General features: G+C 43.6%; 18 protein-coding genes. 8 read left to right on the top strand and 10 right to left on the bottom strand.

Features of this window, described 5'->3' with window-relative positions; all coding sequences use genetic code 11:
• Positions 1-50: 50 nt before the first annotated feature.
• The 3 genes from tkt to J2W55_RS10595 all read right to left on the bottom strand — a co-directional run bounded on the left by tkt (position 51) and on the right by J2W55_RS10595 (position 5,588).
• Entirely contained in the window at positions 51-2,054 is a 2,004-nt protein-coding gene (tkt, locus tag J2W55_RS10585) for a transketolase (RefSeq protein ID WP_310095376.1), read from the bottom strand.
• 47 nt (positions 2,055-2,101) lie between these two features.
• Positions 2,102-2,860, bottom strand: coding sequence for an ROK family protein (locus J2W55_RS10590; protein ID WP_310095379.1), 759 nt, complete (start codon positions 2,858-2,860; stop codon positions 2,102-2,104).
• 343 nt (positions 2,861-3,203) lie between these two features.
• Entirely contained in the window at positions 3,204-5,588 is a 2,385-nt protein-coding gene (locus tag J2W55_RS10595) for an alpha-L-rhamnosidase-related protein (protein ID WP_310095382.1), read from the bottom strand.
• Between the two features lie 228 nt (positions 5,589-5,816).
• Between J2W55_RS10595 and J2W55_RS10600 the strand changes: the two genes are divergently transcribed.
• The gene (locus J2W55_RS10600; protein WP_310095385.1) at positions 5,817-8,210 is read left to right on the top strand and encodes a DUF2339 domain-containing protein; all 2,394 of its coding nucleotides are present in this window, start codon (positions 5,817-5,819) and stop codon (positions 8,208-8,210) included.
• On the top strand, positions 8,182-9,423 hold the full coding sequence (locus J2W55_RS10605) for a DUF3999 family protein (protein WP_310095388.1): 1,242 nt from the start codon (positions 8,182-8,184) through the stop codon (positions 9,421-9,423). The genes J2W55_RS10600 and J2W55_RS10605 overlap by 29 nt, the downstream gene beginning before the upstream one ends.
• A 384-nt stretch (positions 9,424-9,807) precedes the next feature.
• Here the strand turns inward: J2W55_RS10605 and J2W55_RS10610 are convergent, their stop codons facing one another.
• Together J2W55_RS10610 and J2W55_RS10615 are read right to left on the bottom strand one after the other, a co-directional pair.
• On the bottom strand, positions 9,808-10,737 hold the full coding sequence (locus tag J2W55_RS10610; protein WP_310095390.1) for a TIGR01777 family oxidoreductase: 930 nt from the start codon (positions 10,735-10,737) through the stop codon (positions 9,808-9,810).
• Positions 10,737-11,561 carry a DCC1-like thiol-disulfide oxidoreductase family protein gene (locus J2W55_RS10615; protein ID WP_310095392.1) on the bottom strand — a complete coding sequence of 275 codons (825 nt, stop codon included), beginning with the start codon at positions 11,559-11,561 and terminating at the stop codon, positions 10,737-10,739. The genes J2W55_RS10610 and J2W55_RS10615 overlap by 1 nt, the downstream gene beginning before the upstream one ends.
• A gap of 438 nt (positions 11,562-11,999) precedes the next feature.
• On the opposite strand from J2W55_RS10615, the gene J2W55_RS10620 reads away from it, so the two are divergent.
• Together J2W55_RS10620 and J2W55_RS10625 are read left to right on the top strand one after the other, a co-directional pair.
• Positions 12,000-12,617 carry a hypothetical protein gene (locus J2W55_RS10620; RefSeq protein WP_310095394.1) on the top strand — a complete coding sequence of 206 codons (618 nt, stop codon included), beginning with the start codon at positions 12,000-12,002 and terminating at the stop codon, positions 12,615-12,617.
• Positions 12,614-12,916 (top strand): winged helix-turn-helix domain-containing protein, encoded by a 303-nt coding sequence (locus J2W55_RS10625; protein ID WP_310095396.1) that lies wholly within the window; start codon positions 12,614-12,616, stop codon positions 12,914-12,916. Before J2W55_RS10620 ends, J2W55_RS10625 begins: the two co-directional genes overlap by 4 nt.
• A gap of 228 nt (positions 12,917-13,144) precedes the next feature.
• Here the strand turns inward: J2W55_RS10625 and J2W55_RS10630 are convergent, their stop codons facing one another.
• Together J2W55_RS10630 and J2W55_RS10635 are read right to left on the bottom strand one after the other, a co-directional pair.
• Positions 13,145-15,475 (bottom strand): glycoside hydrolase family 3 protein, encoded by a 2,331-nt coding sequence (locus J2W55_RS10630; RefSeq protein WP_310095397.1) that lies wholly within the window; start codon positions 15,473-15,475, stop codon positions 13,145-13,147.
• 113 nt (positions 15,476-15,588) lie between these two features.
• Positions 15,589-17,973 carry a glycoside hydrolase family 3 C-terminal domain-containing protein gene (locus J2W55_RS10635; RefSeq protein WP_310095399.1) on the bottom strand — a complete coding sequence of 795 codons (2,385 nt, stop codon included), beginning with the start codon at positions 17,971-17,973 and terminating at the stop codon, positions 15,589-15,591.
• A 360-nt stretch (positions 17,974-18,333) separates the two neighbouring features.
• Between J2W55_RS10635 and J2W55_RS10640 the strand changes: the two genes are divergently transcribed.
• The 4 genes from J2W55_RS10640 to J2W55_RS10655 all read left to right on the top strand — a co-directional run bounded on the left by J2W55_RS10640 (position 18,334) and on the right by J2W55_RS10655 (position 22,728).
• Entirely contained in the window at positions 18,334-19,419 is a 1,086-nt protein-coding gene (locus J2W55_RS10640) for a Gfo/Idh/MocA family protein (protein WP_310095401.1), read from the top strand.
• A gap of 6 nt (positions 19,420-19,425) precedes the next feature.
• Positions 19,426-20,166 (top strand): 6-phosphogluconolactonase, encoded by a 741-nt coding sequence (locus tag J2W55_RS10645; protein WP_310095404.1) that lies wholly within the window; start codon positions 19,426-19,428, stop codon positions 20,164-20,166.
• Positions 20,167-20,241: 75 nt separating this feature from the next.
• A complete protein-coding gene (locus tag J2W55_RS10650; RefSeq protein ID WP_310095408.1) occupies positions 20,242-21,963 on the top strand; it encodes a GMC oxidoreductase in 1,722 nt (573 codons plus the stop codon).
• Between the two features lie 9 nt (positions 21,964-21,972).
• Positions 21,973-22,728 carry a 3-keto-disaccharide hydrolase gene (locus J2W55_RS10655; RefSeq protein WP_310095411.1) on the top strand — a complete coding sequence of 252 codons (756 nt, stop codon included), beginning with the start codon at positions 21,973-21,975 and terminating at the stop codon, positions 22,726-22,728.
• 199 nt (positions 22,729-22,927) lie between these two features.
• Here J2W55_RS10655 and J2W55_RS10660 read toward each other — a convergent pair whose 3' ends face one another.
• From J2W55_RS10660 to J2W55_RS10670, 3 genes are read right to left on the bottom strand one after another with little or no spacing between them, the layout of a single operon-like run.
• Positions 22,928-23,401: a phosphatidylglycerophosphatase A family protein gene (locus J2W55_RS10660; protein WP_310095414.1), complete on the bottom strand. Its 474-nt coding sequence runs from the start codon at positions 23,399-23,401 to the stop codon at positions 22,928-22,930.
• Positions 23,402-23,445: 44 nt separating this feature from the next.
• The gene (locus J2W55_RS10665; RefSeq protein WP_310095417.1) at positions 23,446-24,267 is read right to left on the bottom strand and encodes a MeeY/MeeF family manganese export membrane protein; all 822 of its coding nucleotides are present in this window, start codon (positions 24,265-24,267) and stop codon (positions 23,446-23,448) included.
• A 33-nt stretch (positions 24,268-24,300) separates the two neighbouring features.
• Positions 24,301-25,221, bottom strand: coding sequence for a hypothetical protein (locus J2W55_RS10670; protein WP_310095418.1), 921 nt, complete (start codon positions 25,219-25,221; stop codon positions 24,301-24,303).
• Between the last annotated feature and the right edge of the window lie 42 nt (positions 25,222-25,263).

Below are 25,263 nucleotides of genomic sequence, written 5' to 3' on the forward strand. Positions count from 1 at the left end.
ATGGTGAAAAAGAAAGTCCCAAATCTCATATCTAACATCTCAAATCTATCCTATAACAGCGCTTTTGCTTTATTAACTACGTTATCAACTGTAAAACCAAAGTGCTTGTACAGGTCATCTGCCGGAGCCGATTCGCCAAAGGTGGTCATGCCCAGCATGTCGCCTTCGTCGGTAGTATATTTATGCCAGCCCATTGGCGATGCCATTTCAACAGCCAAACGTTTGCGGTTTGCTTTTGGCAATACTTTTTCTTTATAAGCAGCATCCTGTTTTTCAAACAATTCCCATGATGGCATACTTACCACACGGGTTGAGATACCTTCGGCTTCCAGTTTTTCTTGTGCCTGCATAATCAATGAAACCTCAGAGCCGGTAGCCATCAGGATCAGGTCTGGACCTTTGCTGCCTTCTGAAACAATGTAAGCGCCTTTTTCAAGATCAGATGCTTTACCGTATTTGTCCTGGTCAAGTATTGGCAGCCCCTGACGGGTAAACACCAAAACAACCGGACCGCCTTTGTGCTCAATAGCAACGCGCCACGCGTGGGCGGTTTCATTAGCATCGGCCGGGCGTATAACCGTTATATTTGGAATAGAACGCAGTGAAGCCAACTGCTCAACAGGCTGGTGGGTAGTACCATCCTCGCCTAAGCCAATACTATCATGAGTGTAAACGAAAATTGGGTTTATTTTCATGATGGCGGCCAAACGGATTGGCGGACGCATATATTCAGAGAACATTAAGAAAGTTGCGCCAAAAGGAATAACACCTTTAGTTAAAGCCATACCATTTAAAGCCGAACCCATGGCATGCTCGCGGATACCAAAGTGGAAGTTACGACCGTTCCTGTTTTCGGAGGTGAATGAGTCAAACTCTTTCAGGTTGGTTTCTGTTGATGGCGAAAGGTCGGCCGCGCCACCAATTAAGTTTGGCAGGCTTGCTGCTATAGCATTTAATACTTTACCAGATGCCTGGCGGGTAGCCATTTTAGGATCAGATCCTTTAAAGCTCGGCAGTTTGTCGGCCCAGCCCTCAGGTAATCCGCCTTTGGCAGCCAGTTCGTACTCAGCAGCCAGCTCAGGATATTTAGCTTTGTAGTCGGCAAATAGTTTATTCCATTTTTCTTCGTAACCTATACCTCTTGCGCCTTTTTCATTATAGTATTTCAATACCTCGGCAGGCACTTCGAATGATTTTTCAGGATCGAAACCAAAGAATTTTTTAACCAGCTTAATTTCGTCAGCTCCAAGCGGTGAGCCGTGTGAACCGGCAGTACCTGATTTATTAGGGCTACCATAAGCTATAAGCGAACGAACGCGGATCAGTGATGGTTTTTGAGTTTCGGCTTTGGCGTTTATTAAGGCCAGTTCCAACGCGTGGGTATCGTTAACATCGGCAATTTCCTGTACCTGCCAGCCGTATGACCTGAAACGCGCGCTCACATCTTCATTAAAGGCAATGTCGGTGCTGCCTTCAATTGATATGTGGTTATCATCATACAGGTAAATTAAATTACCTAATTGTAAATGACCTGCCAGCGAAGCCGCTTCAGAAGTAACACCTTCCATCATATCTCCATCACTGGTAATGGCGTAAATGTTATAATTAAAAAGATCAAAACCGGGTTTGTTATAACGTGCCGCCAAATGTTTTTGTGCTATGGCGAAACCTACCCCGTTTGCAAAACCCTGGCCCAACGGACCGGTAGTAACATCAACACCCGGAGCTAAACCATATTCAGGATGGCCGGCAGTTTTGCTGTTTAACTGGCGGAATTGTTTAATATCGTCTAAACTAAGGTCATAACCTGTTAAATACAGAAAGCTGTACTGTAAAATACAGGCATGCCCTGCCGAAAGGATAAACCTGTCGCGATTTGCCCAATCAGGGTTCTGGGGATTATAGTTTAAAAACTTTGACCACAAAACGTGGCCCATAGGTGCAAGCGCCATTGCCGTTCCGGGGTGACCAGAATTTGCTTTTTGTACTGCGTCTGCCGATAATATCCTTACGGTATCTATTGCTAATTTTTCAATGTCTTTTGTACTTTCCATTGTTGTGTGGGTGTTGTATGATTTTATTTTAGTTGGTGTTATATGAATTATTTGGCAGGTGTGGCTAATGATCTTTTGGTTTTGCTTTCATCTTCGCTAAGCCATAACCTGGAGCCTCCTTTTATGCCGTCGGCATTGGTAACAATTTTCATGTTCTTATCCAGCTTAAAAGTAAGCAGATCAGAATTACCGCCTCCAATGTATAAAGTATCGTAATTGAATACGGTTTTTAAAACTTTAAAAACTTTTTGTATCCGCTTGTTCCATCGTTCTTTACCATATTTTTCCAGTGCTTTTTCGCCTATGTATTTATCATAGGTGGTATCGCCATCTTTAAAGGGATGGTGGGCCAATTCAAGGTGCGGCAATAAATGGCCATCCATTAATAGGGCTGTGCCAAAACCGGTACCCAGTGTAATAACCATTTCCAGGCCTTTGCCGCTAACTACGCCAAGGCCCTGCATATCGGCATCATTAACCACCTGCGTGGGTTTACCCAACGCTTCGGCCAGTTTTTTGCTCAAGTCGGTACCGGCCCATAATTTAGTATTTAAATTAGGCGCGGTTTGTATCACACCATTTTTCACATATCCAGGAAAACCTACTGATATTTTATCATATGCGGGAAAATCCTTAACCAGCGTTTTAATAGCTTTTATCAAGTTTTCGGGATTTGACGGCGCCGGGGTTGGAATTTTGTCATAATCCATTTTTAGCTCGCCTTTGCTATTTAAAACGGTAGCCTTGATATGAGAGCCCCCAATATCTATAGAGAGGATTTTTAGCTGCGAAGGTGTGTTTTTCATTAATATGGTTTGTTTTCAATTGAGATGAGCTTTCCTGAGCATTTTTGCGGGTGTGCTCATAGTGTTCATCATAAAAATTTAACTAATTGTAGATGCCGCATGCAATGTAAATTGGTTCACATCATTTTTCTGACACGTAAATATCACATTTTAATAATATCTGTTTGTTATAAATGTGTAATTAATACAATAAGCCTTTGGCATTACCATGATAAAAGTAGTGTTACTTTTTCCCATTAAAACTAAAAAACATCCTATTTTTATCCAAATATGATAAAAATACTGCTATCCTTATACATTTTATTGAAAAACATTGCATAAATCATGAATTTTTGCTAATTTTTTAAATATTGAATTCATTTTCACCTGTTTTTATCATATAATTCTTGCCTTTCCAAATAAAAACGCCAGATGTGCCGGCGGGAAGCGCAATCCAAACATGCCACTTGCCTTTTTCGAACCTGTATTTAACCGATAGTTTGCCATTAGGGTGCGGCATTTGGCCGCTCACATTTTTCATATTACCCAAATGTGGTTCTATTTTTATTTTATTAAACCCGGGCGCATCACTGTCAATCCCCAGCAAAGTACGGTAAAATTCAATATTAGGACTTGCACCCCAGGCATGGCAATCAGACCGGTTATGTTCCAGGTCAGATATTTCGGCCCAGGTAGTTAGGCCCATGTCAATGTTTTTTCGCCATATGTCAAGCCATTGCAGGTAATCATTACCAAAGCCACCTTTTGTTAAAGCCTGGTGCAGGTAATATTTAAAATAGATGGTACATTTAGTAAGGGTGGTATCTGTAAGCAGTTTTTTGCATAGGTTAGTCGCACCGGGGCCATCAAGCATGTCTGTTAAAATTGCCAGTGTATTGGTATGCTGCGAAAACAGCTGTTTATCTTCGGTGTCGGAATACAATTGCCTGCCTGCGTCCCAGTATTTTTTTTGAATGGTGGCTTTAAGCTGCGCCGCTTTTTCCCGGTACAATGCGGCAAAAGCCGGCATTCCCATTTTGGCTTCCATTTCCGCAGCCTGTGTATAGGCCCACATCAGCTGCATATCCAATACCGCCGAGTAGCCGCCGGTTCCTTTCGGAGCCGCGCCAAAGTCCCATCCCTTATCATTTACCCAGTCAACAAAAGTCCAGTACGGCGTATCTTTTAATGAACCGTCGGTCTGTTGGTACTTGCTAAAAAATGATAGTATCCCTCTTGTTCCTTCCAGCTTATCCTTTACAAAAGTACTGTCAGGCCGGTACATCCAGTAGTCATGCAGCATACCAATGTACCATAAAGAAAAGGTAGAGATGATCTGGGGAGAAAAGGATGGGTGGCGGCTCAGGGTCAACCCTTCGGCCACACGCGAATGATCCATCTGGTTGATGGCATTGCGCGCCAGCCGGTCGTCGCCGCTGTTATAGTATGATACCAGTGCCTGTATCCTTGTATCCCCAACATATTGCAGCTGCTCATAATAAGGGCAGTCGGTATAGGTTTCACCTGCACACAACCGGGCTGTGCGCCAGCCTATATCCAATATTTTTTGAATTTCAGGATTGGCGGTTTCCAGCCTGGCATTCAGCTGAAAAGGATAGCCGGTAAATGTTCCGTAAATATCATCGATAATTAAAGGTTCGCCGCCGGTTTTCACCTGCAATTGTATGTACCGGTAGGTACGCCAGGCCAGGGTGGTAAATGATTGATCACTTGAACCATCTGAAATGATGCTGTCCCGCCGGCCGACAATTATTTTGCCTTCCACCGTGTTACGGTTTCCTTTCACCGTACCTTCCGGACCGGTTAAGCTGGTAAACGGCGCTTCGGCATAGGTAAGCTTTATAGTTGCGTTTTTGCCATTGCTAAAGTTCAGGGTTACAAAGGCGTTGGTTAAAAAGGATTGATCAAGCAGCAGGGTAGTTGTTGTATTGGCTGGTATTGTTACAGCCGTTTTTATTGCCGGAAAAGATTTGGGTACGGTTGCACCCTCCGCTTTACGAAGCGCTGTTATACGCTGATATTTGAGCTCCATTTGCGGCAGCGACGAAGGAACCAGCATCCAGTCGAAGGCGTTTACTGTACCTTTAGGATTGCCCGCATCAACCCTGATGGCATTTTTCCAGGCACTATCGTCAAAACCAACTGTATTCCAACCTTTGATATAAGCGTTCATATCAACCACCTCTCCCGGCCCGGCCACATAATAGGGGTGGTAACCTATGCCTGTAAGCGGGTGGTATGCTTTATCGCGGATACATTTCCAGGTTTTACCGGTATTAACAGCTTCCTCACTGGCGGTATTCCCCTGCATAATGAACGCGGTACGGATAGAGATCTGCGCTTCGGGCCGGTAATCGCCTTCGTTCCAAACCAGGGCTGCAATGCTGTTATTTCCCGCCTTAAGATAGGGCGCCAGATCAACCGTTTCATAATTCCAGTAATAAGTATCGCCGCGGGCAGGCCCCAATGATACCAGGGTTCGGTTTACATATAGTTTATACCGGTTATCGGCCGATACATGTACTATGAATGAATCGGGTTTTGCATTGAGCTGAATATTTTTCCTGAAATGATAAACCCCGTAATCTTTTGTGGGTTCATCCGGCACGGTGATCCAAAAGGCTTTCCAATGGCCTTTTAGGAGGGAGGGAGAAATAGTTTGGGAACTACCTGTTTTTACGATTGACAACCAGGTTAGCACCAGGATAAACTTAAAAAATATCTTCATTACAGGTTTTTGTATAATATAGTTTTCAGCACAGGTTTATACTGTTGATTTGCAATCGTAGCTAAGGTAAAAAATTTGATTTAGCTTGTATATATAAAAGGTATAAAGAATGAAGCCAAGGACCTGGACATTTTACATGTAATAGGTCAACACAAACAACACCACGTATGGATATTACCTATTATTTCATAAATCCTCTATCTTTAGATTTTGCTAAACCGTAAAGCTATGGATGTTTTTACCGTCTTTATGCTGGTGATTATTGTTGTTTTGATCATTAACAACAAAACCAGTATTAATCATAAAATTACCGATCTGGAGTTAAAAATACTGGAGCTAAAGCGGGTAATTGACCATTTACGGGTATCAAAGCCAAATGAGGATGCTACTCAAAAGCCGCAGGCAACCCCGCCTGTTAGCGGTGAGCCTGCTCCTGCGCAACAACCCGCCGGGCCGGTGAATATACCGCCGGCACCTGTTGAAGTAAAGCCGCAACCCGAGCCGGTTCACGTTGAAAAACAACGGGAAGTTATTTCTGATAACCTTTCGGCCATCAGGCGGCCTGTAAAAACCACCGATTTTCATCCGCCAAAACCAAAGGAGCCGCAGCCCTCCTTTTTTGAGCGCCATCCGGATATAGAAAAATTTATCGGCGAAAACCTGATCAATAAGATCGGTATAGCCATACTGGTTTTGGCTATAGGTTATTTTGTAAAATTTGCCATTGATAATGATTGGGTAGGGCCAATTGGCCGTGTGGGCATAGGTATAGCATGCGGTGGCATTTTAATAGGTGTTGCCCATCGGCTGCGTAACAGTTACAAGGCTTTTAGCTCAGTGCTGGTAGGCGGCGGCTTGGCGGTGTTTTACTTTACTATTACGCTGGCCTTTCATCAGTTTCACTTGTTTGGCCAAATCACATCATTTATTATCCTTATCGTGATCACCATTTTCGCGGTGCTGCTTTCATTGTTATATGACAAGCAGGAGCTTGCGGTAGTAGCCCTGGTAGGCGGGTTTGCCAGTCCGTTCATGGTAAGTACCGGTCATGCCGATTACAATGCTTTTTTTATCTACCTGCTGATATTGAACACCGGTCTGCTTATTATTGCCTATTTCAAATCCTGGCGCGTGCTTAATATCGTGAGCTTTGGTTTTACGGTCATCGTATTCGCTTCGGTTTTATATACCCTCACACCGCCAGCCTACCATACAGGCTTTATTTATGCGAGCATTTTTTATGTGCTGTACTTTGTTATAAATGTGGCACACAACGTTAAGGAGAACAAGAAATTCATCGCTTCTGATTTTACCATATTACTCAGTAATACCGCGCTATATTTTGCCGCGGGCCTGTACCTGCTTACGGTGATGAAGGAGGAGCAGTTCAGGGGTTTGTTCTGTGTGGGGCTTGCTGTTGTAAACCTAGTGCTATCATACATACTGTTTCGTAACCGAAAGGTTGATACCAATATATTGTACTTACTTATCGGCATCACGCTTACGTTTATTTCGCTGGCTGCGCCAATACAACTGCATGGCCATAGTATCACTATTTTCTGGGCGTCGGAAACGGTATTGTTATACTGGCTATATCAACGGTCATCCATCGGGTTAATGAAGCTTACCTCATTAATATTGTGGATAGCTATGCTGCTCAGTTTGTTTATGGACTGGTACCAGATATACGCTTTCCATAGCGTTAACCTCACTATTATAGCCAACAAAGGTTTTATTACCACACTGGTTGCCGCTATAAGCTCATACCTGTTAGCTGTTTTGGCCAGCCGGGATAAAACTCCTGCTTTGTATGGTTTAACTGCCAACAAGCGCGTTTTCAGTATCGCGGCTCTGGCTCTTTTATTTTTAAGCGGACTACTGGAGATCAATCACCAGTTTTTAAATCACTATGCAGGTACCGCATTAAACATATTGTACATTATGCTTTACACGCCGGTATTTATTTATGGCTATTACCTGGTTTCGTTAAAAATAACGGCGTTGAAATTTAATAAAAAAACAAGGCTGGGTATACTAATGACCTGCGTTACCGTTTACCTGGCGTTAACGCCTACGTTTTTTGATTTACAAAGAGTGATGCTTGAACAGCAAAAGCTTTCAACCGGCCATTTCATGGCACACTGGATAGGTGCAATTTTTATCGGCCTTCTATTTTATCGTATCATTCGCCTTTGCCAGCACACGCTGGATGCAGGGATGAAAACGATGTTTACCTGGCTAATAAGCGCTGCCATTGTGCTGTTTTTAAGCCTGGAAGTGAGCTTATTGAGCAACCTGTTGTTTTATGGCAAAGTCCACTCGGTCAATAGGATTGAAACGGTTTATGTTAAAACGGGTTTGCCTATATTGTGGGGATTGTTATCCTTTGCGCTGATGTGGCTGGGTATGCGCCATAAATTAAAAGTGATGCGGATAGTTTCGTTAAGTCTGTTTTCATTAACGCTGCTCAAATTATTTTTATTCGATATCAATAACATACCGGTAGCCGGAAAAATAGCGGCGTTCTTTTGTCTGGGTATTTTATTGCTCATTATATCGTTCATGTACCAAAAGGTTAAAAAAATTATTGTTGATGATGAAGCAAAATCTAAGGATCAATAAAATATTATGCCTCACATTATTATGCTGCTGGCTGGCGTTACCGGCATGGGCTCAAAAAAATTTTAAATACCAGGCAGCCCTGCCCAAAATTAGCAGTACCGGCTTTTATCGCATCAGCCTCAAACCCGCTTTGGTGGCAAAGGCAAAAACCGACTTATCTGACATCAGAATAACAGATGCTAAAGGGAATTTTATTCCCTATATACAAGCTGGTAGTCTGCCGCAAAAAGACCAGAAAAGCTTTGTTATTTTTAACCAGGTTGATGCACGTTTAAGCACCGACACCGGTACCACTTACATTGTTGAAAACACAACCGGACTGGCTTTGAACCGGCTGTGGATAAAACTGCAGAACACTGCTGTACAACGCAAGGTAAATTTAGTTGGGAGCGATGACCTGAAACAATGGTTTGCCATACAGGAGGATGTTCCCCTGCAGGAAGCGGTGGTAAACAGCGAAGGCACCTATATGCAGTCATTAGCCTTCCCCACCAGCAATTACCGATATTTTAAAATTTTGGTAAATGATAAAAATAAAGCGCCAATAAAGTTTTTACAGGCCGGGGTATATACGGAATATGCCGCTTCGCTGGCGTATGTTCGGATTTCGCCGGTGCAGATAACGCGGGCTGATAGTAATAAAACCACCTATATCACTATAAAATTAACCGATAATTTTCAGGTAAATAAGCTGCATATAAACATCACCGCTCCCAAATATTTTAAGCGCGATGTAATGGTTTACCAGATCATCGGGGGCGACAAGCAGCTGCTTGGCGAGGCAGAATTGAATTCCGCAAAGCCATTTGATGTGCTTATTGCTGCCAAAGCCAGCGAGTTGTTGTTACAAATAAGCAATGGTGATAATTTGCCTTTAACTATTAAGGGCATTGAAGCTTATCAATCCGACGAATCATTGATCAGTTATCTGGATGGTGAGCAAACCTACAAACTGCTTGCAGGCGATGCATCGGTACAAGCACCTGAATATGATCTTAAATTTTTTGCTGACAGCATTCATGACGATATCCCGCAGATAAGCCATGAGGCTGTTCAAAAAAACACGGCTTATCAAACCAGGCAAGCAAAAGGCGGGCATAATTATACTTTATTTATTTGGATAGCTATTGTGGTGTCATTGGGACTGTTGCTTTTCCTTACACTGAAAATGGCCAAAGAGGTGAGTAAAAAATCGGGAAAGAACAATTCTTAAACTTTGGGTAGTCTGAAGACTACAGGCATATTAGTCCGAAGTCAGAGACTTCGGACAGCGCCGCAGCGTCGTTTGGAAAATACTGAAAGGATAGTTCTCAATGCTTTAGGTAGTCTGAAGATTACAGGCGTATTGGTCCGAAGTCAGAGACTTCGGACAGCGCGTACCTAAAAAACCGAAAAGGATAATTCTTTAATGCTTCAGGTATTCTGAAGACCACAGGCATATAGTCCGAAGTCTCTGACTTCGGACAGCGTCATATAGAAGTCCGTGTTATTGTCTTCCGCCAACATCATGATGCTCCGCTGCCAATAAAGTGGCGCTGTTCGAAGTCTCCGACTTCGAACGCCCATGCCTGTAGTTTACAACTACAAACATCATCTTTTATGCCTTTATACTTAAAATATCATGTACCGCATGTTCGGCTTGTTCATACTGGAATTTGAATCCTGAATCCAATAAACGTTTAGGTTTTACCCAACGGCTTTTCAAAATCAGTTCGGGCTCGGTGCCAATAAGGCGGGCTCCAATATCAAGCAGCCATTCCGGTGTTGGCAAGCCAAGCGGCATACCATAAGCTTTGCGTATGGTATGCATCATATCGGTATTTTTTACGGCGACAGGTGCAGTACAGTTAAATACGCCTTCCAGGCCTGGATGATCAAGCAGCCATTGGGTGCTGCGCGCAACGTCCTGTTCATGTACCCAGGCCACGTACTGTTCGCCGGTTCCTTGTTTACCCCCCATGCCCAGCCTTGCCAGGTTAAGCAGCCTCGGAAAAACACCATCGCCTCGGCCAAGCGCTATACCCATTCGTAAAGCTATTTTACGGGTACGGGGTGTTTCGCTCTTCCAAAAAACGTCTTCCCACATATTACATACGTCGATAGAAAAGCCGTAACCAATTTCGCCGTTTTCCTCATCCTGCGGATGATCTTCGGCATGGCGGTAAATAGTGGCCGATGTTACATTGATCCAAAGCTTTGGCGGATCAGGCATTTTATGGATCACATGGCCAAGTAATTCGGTTGGTAAAACCCGTGAGGTAATAATTTCGGCTTTATTCTTTTCCGTATAGCGGCAGTTTACGTTTTTACCGCAAAGGTTTATCAGCATATCGGCGCCTGTTAGTTGTACGGTCCAGCCATTTTCGCTTTTCCCATTCCAAACAACAGTTCTTATATTATCAATGGCGCGGGCTTGTTTACGGGCCAGGATAATAACCTCGTCGGCTTTGTCTTTATAATATTTTGCCAGCACTGTGCCCAGGTAGCCATTGCCCCCGGCAAGTACAATTTTTTTATACGGTTTCATTAGTTTAGGTTTAAGATCAATGCCAGTAAAATAATACGATATATAACCCAGGTAATGGTAGGTGTCCAGCCAAGGTTAAGCAATTTTGTTCTGCGGATGTGCTCCAGTAACATTAACCCGGCAACACCCATAAAACACAAAGCGTAAACATCAGACCCTAATTTGAACCAATGGTTTATTGTAAGCGGAATTAAAAGCAGCAAACTGCCGGCGAAAGAAATGGTCATCATATTACCCAGGTAGGCCCATGTTTCTTTACGTTCAAAAGCACAGATCACCAGTCCCTGAAAAATGACCTGACCACCGCATATCATATATTCACGCCAGGCGCTGCCAAGCGGTATCACCGGGGTAAGCAAATGCGCGTAAGCAGTGAGTATAAAGCCGGTAAAAAACCAGGTGAACAGCAAATAGGCTATCCGGTAATGCATTTTAAATGTTGGCTGGTAGGCAAAATTCGCTTCGCCCTTTGTTGGCGGAATAATAACCCGCCTGTTGTATGATATAAAAGCATAAGCCTTGCTCATAAGCCAGATAAATGGCTTAAACGTAAACAGGGAACCGAAAACAGGCCAGGCATTTCCTATTATTTTGAACAGACTGTTTATGCCATAAGTTACCTCGCCACTTTTCAGGTTTATCAGGGCAATTTCATTAACGGCTCTTTGATGGTCATAAACCGGGCAGACGTTTTCAGAAACATGCTGGTAAGCAGAGCGGCCATTTGCCTCCAACATGCCGGTTTTAACAAAAGCGTTGGTGTATGCACTGCACATGGGGCATTCTGAGTCAAACAGCACCAAGTGATCTTTTAGCGTTTTCATGTTGCATTAATTAGTGTTATCGTAATTCTGTAATACAAAATTACTATTTATTTTGGATTTTCAATAAATATTGAAAATATAATTTATACAGGAAGTTTGTAGTTCGAATATGCTTTGATAGGTATGATGCCTGTTAAGGAATGTGTTTATAAAAGAAGTTTACTTTTTTTCTTTCGGGGTTGAATGGAGCAGACGACTCACCCCGGCTACGCTGCGCTGGCCGACCCTCTCTTTGGCTTCGCCATAAAGAGGGTTGAGGAAGAGTAGTTTTTTCTTTGTTCTTTTATCCAACTATCTTTTACCTGATTTATAAATTCCCTCTTTGCGCCACAGGCGGAGAGAGGGATGTCGAGTGAAGCGATGACAGGGTGAGTCTAAACGCGGCATAACTATTATCCGTCCCGTTGCTTGTATTTTTCAATTATCTTAATAACTTTGGTGAACAAAGTACTTTTAATGAAAGAAAAAGACATTCACGCCGAGATCAGCTCTATTCGCGATCTGATGGAGCGTTCGGCAAAGTTTATTTCACTTAGCGGCCTGTCGGGTGTATTGGCCGGTATTTACGCACTTATTGGCGCAGGTATAGGTTATAACATGCTCCATAACTCAAGTTATGAAGGCAAAAATGTTGTATCCATAACTCAGCTACTGATAGTCGCTTTAGCCGTTCTTATTCTTTCCATAGGCACCGCAATTTGGCTTTCCTTTAAAAAAGCAAAGAAAAACGGCCAGCAATTTTGGGGTACTGGCAGTAAAAGATTACTTGTTAATATGGCTATCCCGCTGGTAAGCGGCGGATTATTCACCTTCATACTCATATACCACGGTCATTATAGTATTGTTGCGGCGACCACGCTTATATTTTATGGAATGGCTTTGGTTTCGGGCAGTCATTACACCTATTCGGCTGTAAAGAGTTTGGGGATAATACAGATTTTATTAGGTTTGCTTGCTGCGTTTGTGCCCGGCTACGGATTAATTTTCTGGGCTATTGGCTTTGGCTTGCTGCACATTATTTACGGCACCATTATGTACTTTAAATACGATTCGTGAAAATTTCGTTAGATCAGTTTGATAAAGCATTTGAAAACCGTATACGCCTGCAGATCATGAGCGTACTGGTAGCCAATGAAAGCTACGACTTTAACTCGCTTAAAGAGTTACTGGAACTTACTGATGGCAACCTGGCGTCACATCTCAAAGCCCTTGAAAAAGAAGAGTATATGCAGGTGCAAAAAAGCTTTATTGGCCGCAAACCAAATACGCGATATTCGGTAACAGAAAAAGGCCGGGCCGCTTTTAAGAAACACCTGCAAGCGCTGGAAGATCTGATTAAACAGCAAAAGAAATAGAAGATTTAACACCTGCCTTCCGTGACGATGTGAACGCTCCAATTAAATAAGAAAAGCCTTTGCAATCATAATAACTGCAAAGGCATTAAAAAGCAGAAGAGGTAAAGCGTCATCCCGAGCTCTGTCGTGGGAATGAGCGCAGACTCTGGCTTATATTTAATCTGATATAAAGCTGGTCCCGTTTTGGACAATTACTTTTTGGATTATGTTACCCAAGGTTTATAACTACTATAATGCTTTTTTATACTTAACTGTTCTGGCATCATTGATGACACCTTTCCAGTTAAGGCCGAAACCAAAATCGTAAGTATTGCCCTGTTCGTCAACATAACATTTCATATCGTGAGGTACATCTTCAAACTGTTCTTCCACGGTTTTCATGTTTGTAGGCATTTGCAGAGGTAATAATGCCGATGGTTCGCTGTTGCCTGTTAACAGGTCAAGGATTGCCTGTCCCTGCACGCCAAAGTCGACCACAATGGCATCGGCATCCTTTTCAAATTCCGAAAACACCATAGGGTTGGCCATATTAACCGAAACAATCACCGGTTTACCCTTCATTTTGGCGTAAGTATTCGTAACCATACCCAGGTCGCTTACATTAATAGCTGTTGCCGATTTGCCTTTGTATGTACGATTGGTAAATTTTTCCAGCGGATCGCCGCCTGCTATACTTATAGCCCTTGCATCATTTGCGGTATACTCGCCATATTGCAGGCTGATAGGTACATATCCCGTCCCGCCGTTTTTTGCATCCTGGCTGTTGTACCCGCCACCGCTGTTAGGGCTCCTGATAAATACCAGGGCATAATCGGCTTCGTCCGGATTTTCGGTTACTTTAAAATATTTCTTTACCGTTTCCATATTAACCGGATATTCCAGTTTTTCGGGTGTTTCCATCCCTAAAAAATTCCTTCCGGCAGGCGTAAATTGTTTGGGAACATACACCGTTTTGTTTTTAATAAGCGGCAGAACATTATGCTTGTTTTTGAGCATAACAATTGATTTGAGCTGTGCCTGGTAACCCGCTTTCATAAATTCAGGATTCCCTGCAATGCTTTTTGATGCTTCTGCATCCAGGTATGGATTTTCAAATAAACCGGTTCTGAAAATATTGCGCAGCAACCGCACCGCCGATTGCTCAAACCGGGCCCGCATAAAAACTTCGCCATGCTCTTTAACACCGATCTGGTATGCTGCCGTCACGGGTGCAACTTCATTGTTACCTCCAAACTGGTCAACCCCGGCCATTAAAACTTTATAATGTCTTTGAGCAACAGAAAGGCCTTCCACACCCCATGATTTGCCCGACAAGAATTGATCAACGGCGGTTTCATCGCCGGTTACCAGCCAGTCGGTACATACAACACCATCATACTTATATTTTTTCCGCAGCAGATCATTAATGATATAGGAGTTATAGTTGTTAGCCACATTCTCTTTATTTTTACTGTCCTGGTTAAAGGATATGGTATAATAAGGCATTACCGACGCCGCCATGCCAGTTTTACCGCTTAATTTGAAGGCGCCCTCGGTAAACGGAATTAAGTGTTGTTTAAAGTTATTTCCCGGATAAACCGCATACTTGCCATAACCGTAATGCGCGTCGCGGCCGCCCTCGCCGGCGCCGCCGCCCGGCCAGTGTTTCACCATGGCATTCACGCTGCCATATCCCCAGCCGCCGGTAATTTCTTTATCGCCGGTCGAGGTCTGAAAACCATCAATATACGCGCGGGCCATATCGGCAGACAATTGCGGGTCTTCGCCAAAAGTACCGCTTACGCGCGCCCAGCGCGGCTCGGTAGCTATATCAACCTGCGGCGATAGTGCGGTGGCAATACCTAAAGCACGATATTCCAAAGCGGCTATATGGCCAAAACCTTCAACCACCGTGGGGTCAAACGTAGCGGCAAGGCCAAGCGAACCCGGCCACATAGAAATAGCGCCGCCCGCTCCGGCATTGTATTCGGCCGTAGCAACGGTACCGTGCCGGGGATCCGAACTGTTATTGTTGGGGATACCCAGGCCTAATCCTTCCACAAAAGCCTGGGCGTTGTTGTTCCATTGCGCCGCGATTTCCGGGCTTTGTACCGATGTGATGAGTACATGCCGTACATTATCCTTCTCCAAAAATTGTTTTTGCTGGTCAGAAAGATCGTAAGGTTTCGCCCCGCTTTCGGCAAATACCTTGCCGTTATAAGTGCCGGCAAACGGTCCGGCGGGAGCAGCCGGAATAGGCTGGTGCCTGCTATACAACATTAATCCCGCAATTTGCTCCACGCTCATTTTTGATGCCAGGTCCTTTGCCCTTACATCAACCGGCAGGCGCCAGTCCTCATATTTATCAAGTTTGCCATTTTTGTTCAGGTCTTTAAAAGCCAGGCCATCAATGGTTAAGATCTTCACACCAGAGGCGGTAGAATAACCCAGGTTTTGCCCGCCGGTGTTAGTCACAAAAACAATATCGTCCACCTTTTTTTCGGTCCATTTGGTTTGGGCCACCGCCGCTGCAGCAGGCAGCAGGGATAACAACGCTATAAGTTTAAGTTGATTTGCCATAAAGTTTATACGGGTTGATTATGTATAGTTTAAGATGCCTTTACAACATGATTGATGTTGCAAAGGCATCAGATTATTTTATCTCTCTATTTTACATCCTGGTCCTGAAAAATCTATTTCAGTTTTAATTCATTGATAGCCTGCAGTGGCACAAGGGCTTTGTTTACCTTTTCAACGGTAATATCTTTGGCCAGGTTAAATGAAGCTGTTTCTGCTATCATCCTTGACGATGAACCTGCTTTCACTTCGTACTTACCCGCATCTGCTATCCAGGCTTGCCTGTTGGTATAAAACGATGCCAGGTCGGCAGGCTTTATCACAAAACTTAGCGTTTGCGATTGTCCCGGGGTAAGCAAATGGGTTTTACCAAAAGCTTTTAATTCATCTTCGGGTTTGTCCATGTCCTTTTTAGGGGCAGAGAGGTAAAGTTGAACCACTTCTTTCCCGGCAATATCCCCTGTGTTTTTAACCGTTACCGTAGCTGTGATACTGCCTGCAAAGTTTGTTGAACTTAATTTGAGGTTGCTTAATTTAAAACTGGTATATGATAAGCCATAACCAAACTCATAAGCCGGTTTAATTTTAGCCGCGTCATAATAGCGATAACCGACATAAATGCCTTCTTCATAAATCACTTGTTCGGGTTTATCGGCAGGTGTGCCGGGGAAGTTGTTAGCCGATGGCACGTCCTTATAATCTACGGGGAAAGTGGTGGCCAGCTTACCCGAAGGGTTTACTTTACCGCTCAATACATCGGCAATAGCATTGCCTGCTTCAAGGCCCGGCTGCCAGGCCAGCAGGATACCATCAACCTCATCGCGCCAGCTGGCTACCTCAATTACGCCGCCTATATTTAATACCACTATTACCTTTTTACCTTTTGCATGAAAGGCATCGGCAATGCTTTTGATCAAGCCTTTTTCCGCATCTGACAAATAATAATCGTTTTCCAGTTTCCGGTCTGCTCCTTCACCTGCATTTCTGCCTATGGTGATCAGGGCAGCATCCGCACCGTTCGCTTCGTCAGCCACTATACCGTTTATATCCATTTCAGGGATCGGCGCAGGGTGGTCAAAAAAGTTTTTTGGCTTAGGTTGTTTTAGCTTCATATCAGCCAGGTAAGCGGCATAGTTTTTTGATAGTTTTTCCTGTAATTTATACCCCGCGTTTTCCAGGCCCTGCATAAGCGAAATGGTGTACGCTTTATTTACATCGCCACTACCGGTGCCGCCTGCTATAATATCATAAGAAGTATTGCCAAACACGGCTACCCTTTTAGCCGAGGCAAGCGGTAAAGCATGGTCATCATTTTTAAGCAATACCATGCCCTGCGCGGCAGCTTCGCGGGCAACCTTAGCGTGGGCAGTCAGATCGGGTTTATCAGAGTATTTGTATTTGGTGAATGATGGCGATTTGATGACGATATTTAAAATACGCTCCACATTGGCATTCAACTGAACAATACTTAGCGTCCCGTTTTTTACGGCTGCAACAATTGCTTCAGACTGGCTTGGACTGCCTGGCATGATCAGGTCGTTACCGGCCTTCATTTGCGCTACAGGATCAACCCCGCCAAACCAATCGGTCATTACAAATCCTTTAAAGCCCCATTCCTTTTTCAGTATGGTAGTCAGCAGATCTCGCCTTTGCGAGGTGAACGTACCGTTGAGTTTATTGTATGATGACATCACTGTCCACGGTTGTGATTTTTTTACAGCGATCTCAAATCCACGCAGATACAGCTCCCGCATGGCCCTTTCGCTCACAATGGTATTGATGCTATTACGGTTGGTTTCCTGGTTATTGGCTGCATAGTGTTTTATAGATGTACCCACCCCGTTTGATTGCACCCCGCGAACAATAGCAGCGGTCATATTCCCGGCAACAAGCGGATCTTCTGAGTAATATTCAAAATTACGGCCACCCAGCGGATTGCGGTGTATGTTTAAACCTGGCGCAAGCAATATGTCCACACCGTACTCACGCACTTCATTGCCAAAAGCTACTCCTACGCGGTTTACCAGCTCGGTGTCCCAGGTTGAGGCCAGTAACGTAGCCACCGGGAATGCCGTAGCATAGTATGTTTTTGATTTATCATTATTTCTGATGGGCTCTATTCTTAACCCGGCAGGGCCGTCAGATACTGTCATTGAAGGGATGCCCAAACGGGCAATGCTATGGGTACGGCCCGCTGCGCCGGGAACTTTTTCGGGGATGTTATATGCATCCGGGTCAGATGGGGGCAGTTTAAACCCGCCAATGTCAATAGCTTCGGGTTTTTTCCCTTTTACAGGCGGCGGCATGCCGGGCATCTTAAAGCCCATGCCTACTACAAGTTTTGATTTTTCTTCTAATGTCATCGCAGCTATGATCTGCTTCACATTGTTTGCACGCAATTGCGGTGCCTGTTGTTTGGTTTGTGCCTGTGCGGTTAATTTAAAACTTCCGGCAGCACACATCAGTACAAAAGCAACTTTTAGTTTGGAGCTTATTCTCATGTTTAAATTTTAAAAGGTTACGCTTACTTATTGGTTATCAAGGTTTATCGATCACAAAACAATCATTGTGTCAATATTACACAATAGTATATATTATCTTTTAAAAAAACAAACATTACGCGCTGAATATCAATGGGGATAACCGGGCTAAAATTCAAATACCGGCTCTTTGCTTATGCTAAATCCTTTTTTAAAACTTGAATAAGTTTTTTTATTTATCATTTAAATCGTTAATCTTGAGTAGTATTTCTGAATACTCTTTGAACCTAAAAATGTTGCCCCAGCTGTACAGCATTAATTGTTTATTCGGTTAAAACAAGCATAAGTGCCTTTAACCGCATTAAAGTAAATTGTATTTATATGAACAGAACTAAAGTGGCCATACTTGGCGCGGGTTTTATTACTGATATCCATGTAGAATCGTACCATCGCTTTATACCTGAGGCCGAAGTAGTTGCCGTTTATGCCCGCAATCCTGAAAAAGCAAAAGCTTTTGCCGAAAAATACCAGATACCTCAATGGTTTGACGACATTGATAAGCTGATTGCGCAATCTGGATGTGAGGTGGTTGACATCTGTTTGCCCAATTACCTGCATGCCGGGGCTACCATTAAAGCGGCTAATGCGGGCAAACACATCATTATTGAAAAGCCACTGGCCATAACGCTGGAAGAGGCCGATGAAATGATAGCCGTTTGCAAAGCCAATAACGTGAAGTTGATGTATGCGGAGGAACTTTGCTTCGCCCCAAAATATGAACGCGCCAGGCAACTTGTAAAAGACGGTGCGGTTGGCGATATATTTATGCTTAAACAAGGCGAAAAACATTCGGGCCCGCATACCGATTGGTTTTATGATATTGATTTGGCCGGCGGCGGTGTTATCATGGACATGGGATGCCATGCTCTGGGCTGGTTCAGGTGGATGCTTGATAATGCAGCGGTGAGCAATGTTTACGCCACCATGAACACCGTGTTTCATAAGGGCCGCACAAAAGGCGAGGACAATTCGGTTATCATAGTAGAGTTTGAAAACGGAGTGACCGCCGTAGCCGAAAACAGCTGGGCCAAACACGGCGGCATGGATGACCGTTGTGAAATATATGGTACCGGCGGTGTTATTTACGCCGACCTTTTTATGGGCAATGCCGCTGTAACCTATAGCCGCGAAGGGTATGGTTACGCCATGGAAAAAGCCGATACTACCCAGGGCTGGAGCTTCACCATTTTTGAGGAAGCATTTAACCAGGGGTACCCTCATGAGCTTAAACATTTTATTGATTGTGTACGGAACGGTAAAACGCCTTTAGTAACCGGCGAGGATGGCCGGGCTGTATTGGAGATCATTTACGCGGCTTATGCCTCGGCGGGCGCGGGAAAAAAAATAGCGTTGCCATTCACAGCTAAGGTTGCGAAACCCATTGATCTATGGTTAAACTATAAATAAAGTAATATGCAGATAAACCGGTATAAGAGTTACGAGCATATGTCACAAGCGGTGGCTAACCTTGTGGTACAACAGGTACAGCGTAAACCCGATTCGCTGATATGCTTCCCTTCGGGCGAGTCGCCAACGGCTATGCTCAGGATCCTGGTAAAATTGGCAGAGGATGGCAAGGTTGATTTTAACCATGCCCATTTTGTGGCGCTTGACGAGTGGGTGGGCCTGGACAAAAACAATGCTGGCAGCTGCAGTTATTATTTAAATGAACATTTCTTTTCACAGGTTGACCTATCGCCAACACAAATACGCTTTTTTGACGCCACAGCCCCCGACCTGGATAGGGAATGCCAAAAAATGAATGATTATATCAGCAGGCTTGGCGGCCTGGATATCATGATAGTAGGCATAGGCATGAACGGCCATATTGGTCTTAATGAACCGGGTGCTATTTTCAAAGCTTATGCTAATCACTCGGCATTGGATCCGGTTACGGTTGATGTGGCTCAAAAATATTTCAAGCAGCAACCTCATCTCAGTAAAGGGATTACCCTTGGCCTTGGCCACCTTGCCGAAGCAAAAACTCCGGTATTAATGGCAAGCGGTGAAAAAAAAGCTGACATTATAGCCCAGGCATTGAACGGGCCTGTAAGCAGCAGTGTACCGGCTTCTATATTTCAAACCCTGCCAAATGCACAGGTATTTTTAGATGAAGACGCGGCAGCAAAACTGTTTAGCGACCAGGAATGTTAGTCATAAATTATCGTTATAGATAAAATCTATATAAATATATAACTCGATAGTTTTTACATATAAATATATCGCGACATGTCAAACGATTCAAAAAGTGCGGCACCTACAGATAATTTAAGCTATGATGCTATTGTTATAGGCTCGGGCATCAGTGGTGGCTGGGCCGCTAAAGAACTTTGCGAGCAAGGCTTAAAAACCCTGGTTTTGGAGCGTGGCCGTAATGTAGAACATAACAAAGATTATCCCACCGCGACCATGGATCCCTGGCAGTTTAAACATCGTGGTGCCATGACCAAAGCTTTTTTGGATGAGAACCCGTTGATTAGCAAAGCGGCCGGCTTTGGTGAAGACAACGCTCATTTTTTCATTAGGGATAAGGATCACCCTTATATACAGGAAAAACCATTTGATTGGATACGCGGGTACCAGGTTGGTGGCAAATCACTCACCTGGGGCAGGGCCTGCCAGCGCTGGAGCAATTATGAATTTATAAACCCCGAACGTTTTGGTTATGGTATTGCCTGGCCCATTGGCTATGATGACGTAGCCCCCTGGTATTCGCACGTTGAAAAATTTATTGGGGTTTGCGGCAATAAAGATGGTATTGAGGCTATGCCCGACGGCGAATTTCTGCCGCCGTTCGAGATGAATTGCGTGCAGGATGTCATCAGCAAAAAAATAAGCGAAAATTACCCTGATCGTCATCTGGTGCATGCGCGCTGGGCCCATATTACCAGGCCTAACCAAGTTCATTTAGATCAGGGCCGGGGCAAATGCCAGGCACGCAACCTTTGCATGCGCGGTTGTCCGTTTGGTGGTTATTTCAGCTCTGTAAGTTCTACCCTGCCCTGGGCCAAAAGAACCGGAAATTTGACTATAAGGCCGTTTTCGGTGGTGCATTCTGTTATTTATGATGAAAAACTGGGTAAAGCAAGCGGGGTTAAAGTAATTGATACCAACACCAAAGAAGTTATAGAATACAAGGCAAAGATCATTTTCATGAATGCTTCAGCCCTCAACACCAATTTGATCCTGCTGAATTCAACCTCAGCGCGTTTTCCAAATGGCCTGGGTAATGATAATGGTTTACTGGGCAAGTATGTGGCGTTTCAAAATTACCGGGCCTCGGTAACCGGGGCAATGGATGGTTTTCTTGATAAATATTATTTCGGGCGAAACCCTACCGAATTGATACTGGCCAACTATCGAAACCTGCAAAAACAGGACACTGACTACAAGGGAGGTTTTACCACTTTTATGGGTGCATACCGCGGTCAGCAATCAGCAGCGACCGAAAGCGGTGAAATTGGAGGAGCTTATAAAGACTCACTCACCGAGCCGGGCGGATGGAAGGTATACATGTACCTGCAGGGCGAGACCATACCTAAGGAAACCAATCATGTGCGTTTGAGCAAAGACCAGAAAGACCAGTGGGGAATACCGCTATTGGTCACCTCGGTAGAATATGACGACAACGATCAACTAATGATAAAGGATTTTTTAACTCAAAGTGCCGAAATGCTGGAAAAGGCAGGTTGCAAAAACGTTGAAAAACATGAAAATAAGCAAGCCCCGGGACTGGATATCCATGAAATGGGCGGAGTACGCATGGGGAAAGATCCCAAAACATCTTTGCTCAATAAGTGGAATCAGCTGCACCTTTGCAAAAATGTATTTGTTACTGATGGCGCCTGCATGACCAGCACCGGGAATCAAAGTCCATCAATATTATATATGGCATTAACAGCAAGGGCAGCTACTTATGCCGTAAGTGAGATCAAAAAAGGGAATTTATAAACTATCAAAATGAACAGGATATTTTTAGCAATACTTACCGCGATAGCTATCTGCGGTTGTAATTCATCTTCCAGGAAAGAAAACACCTCCAGTGACTCAGCTGCGGCGAAACCCGCGGCTCGTGCAGATAGTAATGGTTTTGTGTCGTTGTTTGATGGCAAATCTACCAAGGGCTGGCATACTTACGGAAAGAACACGGCGGGCAGTGCATGGAAGGCTGAGGATGGTGTGCTGCACCTGGACGCGTCGCAAAAGGGCGACTGGCAAACTAAAAACGGGGGCGATATTGTGAGCGACGAGGAATATGAAAACTTTGATTTTAAAACTGAATGGAAGATATCACGTGCCGGTAACAGCGGTATTATGTTTTATGTAAAGGAAGATGCCGCAAAGTACCAATATGCCTGGTACACAGGGCCGGAATGCCAGATTGCAGATAATAAAGAGAATGAGGACGGCAAGCTGATCAAACACCAGGCAGGCGATCTTTATGATCTGATGTCGATATCAAAGAAGGTAGTGAAACCAGCAGGCGAGTGGAACCAGGTAGAAATAGTTGCTGATAAAGGCAAACTGGACATTATTATCAATAACGAGCATGTACTATCAACCACTCTATGGGACGATAACTGGAAAAAGCTGGTGGCTGGCAGTAAGTTTAAGGAATGGCCGGCCTTTGGCACGTTTAAAACAGGCAGAATAGCCCTGCAGGACCATGGCGCCGATGTTTGGTTCAGAAATATACAGATCAAGAAGCTTTTATAATAGCTGAGCGGGAAGAGAAAGAGAGAGGTGAGAGAGAGATCTTCTACGCTGTGTAGGTTAGGCTGTAAAGGCGTACAAGATTTCTCTTTATGTTCGAAATGACCTGCTTTTTAGTATGGCCCCCTTTTTTCCATTAGATTTCCCAAGAAAGGGATCATGCTGTCCTCACTGCTTGGTTGAAAGCAGGTTTATATGGTTCTTAGTTTTTTATCTTCCAAACTTCCCACACTAAATATCCAACCTGTAATAAAATATTGGAGTAAACGCCTGCAAGTACGTCATCCATCATTACACCGGTACCGCTGGGCATGGCTTCCATTTTACGGATACCCAGGGGTTTAACAATATCAAAAAAACGAAACAGTATTAACCCGGCCAATAAAAAGTAAATATTGGGAGGTATAAACAACATGGCTATCAACATACCGGCAACTTCATCAATTACCACGCGTGAACTGTCTTCGCCCCAGTCTGGTTCAACTTTATTGCTTACATATACCCCCAGCAGGGTTATAATAATGGTAATTGTAAACAGGTACCACGGATTTTGTAAAACGGTGTTTTGCCACAATAGCCATATAAAACCGCAGGTTACAATAGCCGCGTACGTACCCCCGCCCTTTAAAAATCCTATACCAAATATAGAGGCGATTATCTTGTATATTCTGATCATTTATTTAACAAAAACCGGTAGTAATATGTTCAAAAACTGTTAAATTACTCTTTATTTAACACATTTTCGGTCTCTTTAGTTACCTCCGGCTCAATATTCTGTCTTTTGGGAAAGTTAAATAACAACGAGCTTAATACCGGAACAATAAATATACCTACTGTAAATATTGATGTAAAAATATCCGCTTTTTCGCTTTCCATAAATTTAGAGAATGCCGAACCCTCATTAAAATGAACGTACAATGACGCAGATAATTTAATGCCCAAAACGCCGATCACTATAAAGGCTACGGTTTCTAAAAAGGTAAATTTCTCCATCAGCCGCACAAAGGTTTGGGCAACAAAACGCATGGCCAGGATGCCTATAAATACGCCGATATATATCAGTACCACATGATCAGTAAAAGCTACTGCTGCAAAAACATTATCAATGGAGAAGGCAAGGTCCATCAGTTCAACCAAAGCAACGGTGGCCCAAAATGTGCCAAACATGCCCACTGTTGAGCGGTAAAGCCAGTTTTTATTTTTATCAACTGAATCGTCATCGCCGCTGCCGTTTGCCGCCTGAATTTTGCCCTTAAAGTAATCAAAGCTAAGGTAGAGCAGGTATAAACCGCCTATTGGTTTTAACCACCATATTTTAACCAGCCAGGCCGCTAAAAATAAACATACCCCCCGCAATACATAAGCGCCGATGATACCATAACGGAGCGCTTTTTTACGCTGGTGTTTGGGCAGGTCAAGCACCATGGTAGCCAGTACCGCGGCATTATCAACTGAAAGCAGGCTTTCAATGACAATTAAATTTAAGATAACAAGCAAGCCGGCTTTAATATCGGGGCCCAGAATTGTGTGCAAAAAATCCATATTACAGGTAGAATTATTTTCGGGTTAAATAAACTAAATTAAATCGGTATTCAACATGCTTTTTAAAACATTGGCCTGCACATCTATATTGCTGATGTTGTCAAGAAAGCTTATGTCTGATATTTTTTTATAATTGTCTGCCAGCAGGTTTTTAATCCCGGGCGGCATAAATGATTTCATAGCAGCGGCGTTACCTTCAAGCCGGTCGTTCTTATCTTTCAGTTCGTGTATCAGTCTTTCTTTTTTTGACAGGTTGGTTGAAAAATCAATGTTGGCAATTTTCGTTACATCTAAAAACACAAACAGACTGTCTGATGGGGCATAAATAAAATACCTGTCGACATCTGTAAATTTATATACTTCCACAACTTGTGTACCTGATTTTAACCCGCAATAAAATTCCGTTTTAAAATCATATTTACACAATACCCCCATCAGCTTTCGCTGAATGGTAGCATACTCGTCGGTATATACATCATTGTCTTTATAGTCGGTAATCTCTTCCAGCAGTTCGGGCGTAATGGTATGAAAAAAATCGGCTGCAAACCTGGAGCTAAAGGCATTGATATTTTTTGAAAGCGGATTATCTGTCAAATCATCAGACAGCACCTGGAACAGCTTACGCAGTGAAAGGTTGATTTTTAATGCCTGCCGTTGTTTTTCGAGATTAAAATTGGCCTCGGTATAAAACGGGTCGTTCAGTCTATCCATCATTTCCCTGTTGATCTGTATTTCATCAAATATCAGGCTCACATTAGTCTCGTTGTTCTTTTTTATTTTGCGGAGCAGATCAATAAGGCTTTGGGTAAACTGCAGGTGAAACAGATCGAGCTTGTTAATATCAAGCTCGGGATTGGTTTCAAAAAGCTTGTGAATTACCTGGCTGCGCAGATATATTTTGAAGATCACATCATCGCCAAAAAAAACAGAAAGCAATTGCAGCTTACTGAGCATTCGGTTTGACTGATTTAAAATATTTAACCGGCTTTCATCCAT

Origin of the sequence: Mucilaginibacter pocheonensis, assembly GCF_031456535.1 — a bacterium.
Taxonomy (GTDB): Bacteria; Bacteroidota; Bacteroidia; order Sphingobacteriales; family Sphingobacteriaceae; genus Mucilaginibacter; species Mucilaginibacter pocheonensis.

What these genes read in the sequence shown, in the direction of transcription:
- tkt (WP_310095376.1), bottom strand. Translation starts at nt 2,054, where the DNA reads ATGGAAAGTACAAAAGACATTGAAAAATTAGCAATAGATACCGTAAGG.
- J2W55_RS10590 (WP_310095379.1), bottom strand. Translation starts at nt 2,860, where the DNA reads ATGAAAAACACACCTTCGCAGCTAAAAATCCTCTCTATAGATATTGGG.
- J2W55_RS10595 (WP_310095382.1), bottom strand. Translation starts at nt 5,588, where the DNA reads ATGAAGATATTTTTTAAGTTTATCCTGGTGCTAACCTGGTTGTCAATC.
- J2W55_RS10600 (WP_310095385.1), top strand. Translation starts at nt 5,817, where the DNA reads ATGGATGTTTTTACCGTCTTTATGCTGGTGATTATTGTTGTTTTGATC.
- J2W55_RS10605 (WP_310095388.1), top strand. Translation starts at nt 8,182, where the DNA reads ATGATGAAGCAAAATCTAAGGATCAATAAAATATTATGCCTCACATTA.
- J2W55_RS10610 (WP_310095390.1), bottom strand. Translation starts at nt 10,737, where the DNA reads ATGAAACCGTATAAAAAAATTGTACTTGCCGGGGGCAATGGCTACCTG.
- J2W55_RS10615 (WP_310095392.1), bottom strand. Translation starts at nt 11,561, where the DNA reads ATGAAAACGCTAAAAGATCACTTGGTGCTGTTTGACTCAGAATGCCCC.
- J2W55_RS10630 (WP_310095397.1), bottom strand. Translation starts at nt 15,475, where the DNA reads ATGGCAAATCAACTTAAACTTATAGCGTTGTTATCCCTGCTGCCTGCT.
- J2W55_RS10635 (WP_310095399.1), bottom strand. Translation starts at nt 17,973, where the DNA reads ATGAGAATAAGCTCCAAACTAAAAGTTGCTTTTGTACTGATGTGTGCT.
- J2W55_RS10640 (WP_310095401.1), top strand. Translation starts at nt 18,334, where the DNA reads ATGAACAGAACTAAAGTGGCCATACTTGGCGCGGGTTTTATTACTGAT.
- J2W55_RS10645 (WP_310095404.1), top strand. Translation starts at nt 19,426, where the DNA reads ATGCAGATAAACCGGTATAAGAGTTACGAGCATATGTCACAAGCGGTG.
- J2W55_RS10650 (WP_310095408.1), top strand. Translation starts at nt 20,242, where the DNA reads ATGTCAAACGATTCAAAAAGTGCGGCACCTACAGATAATTTAAGCTAT.
- J2W55_RS10655 (WP_310095411.1), top strand. Translation starts at nt 21,973, where the DNA reads ATGAACAGGATATTTTTAGCAATACTTACCGCGATAGCTATCTGCGGT.
- J2W55_RS10660 (WP_310095414.1), bottom strand. Translation starts at nt 23,401, where the DNA reads ATGATCAGAATATACAAGATAATCGCCTCTATATTTGGTATAGGATTT.
- J2W55_RS10665 (WP_310095417.1), bottom strand. Translation starts at nt 24,267, where the DNA reads ATGGATTTTTTGCACACAATTCTGGGCCCCGATATTAAAGCCGGCTTG.
- J2W55_RS10670 (WP_310095418.1), bottom strand. Translation starts at nt 25,221, where the DNA reads ATGCTCAGTAAGCTGCAATTGCTTTCTGTTTTTTTTGGCGATGATGTG.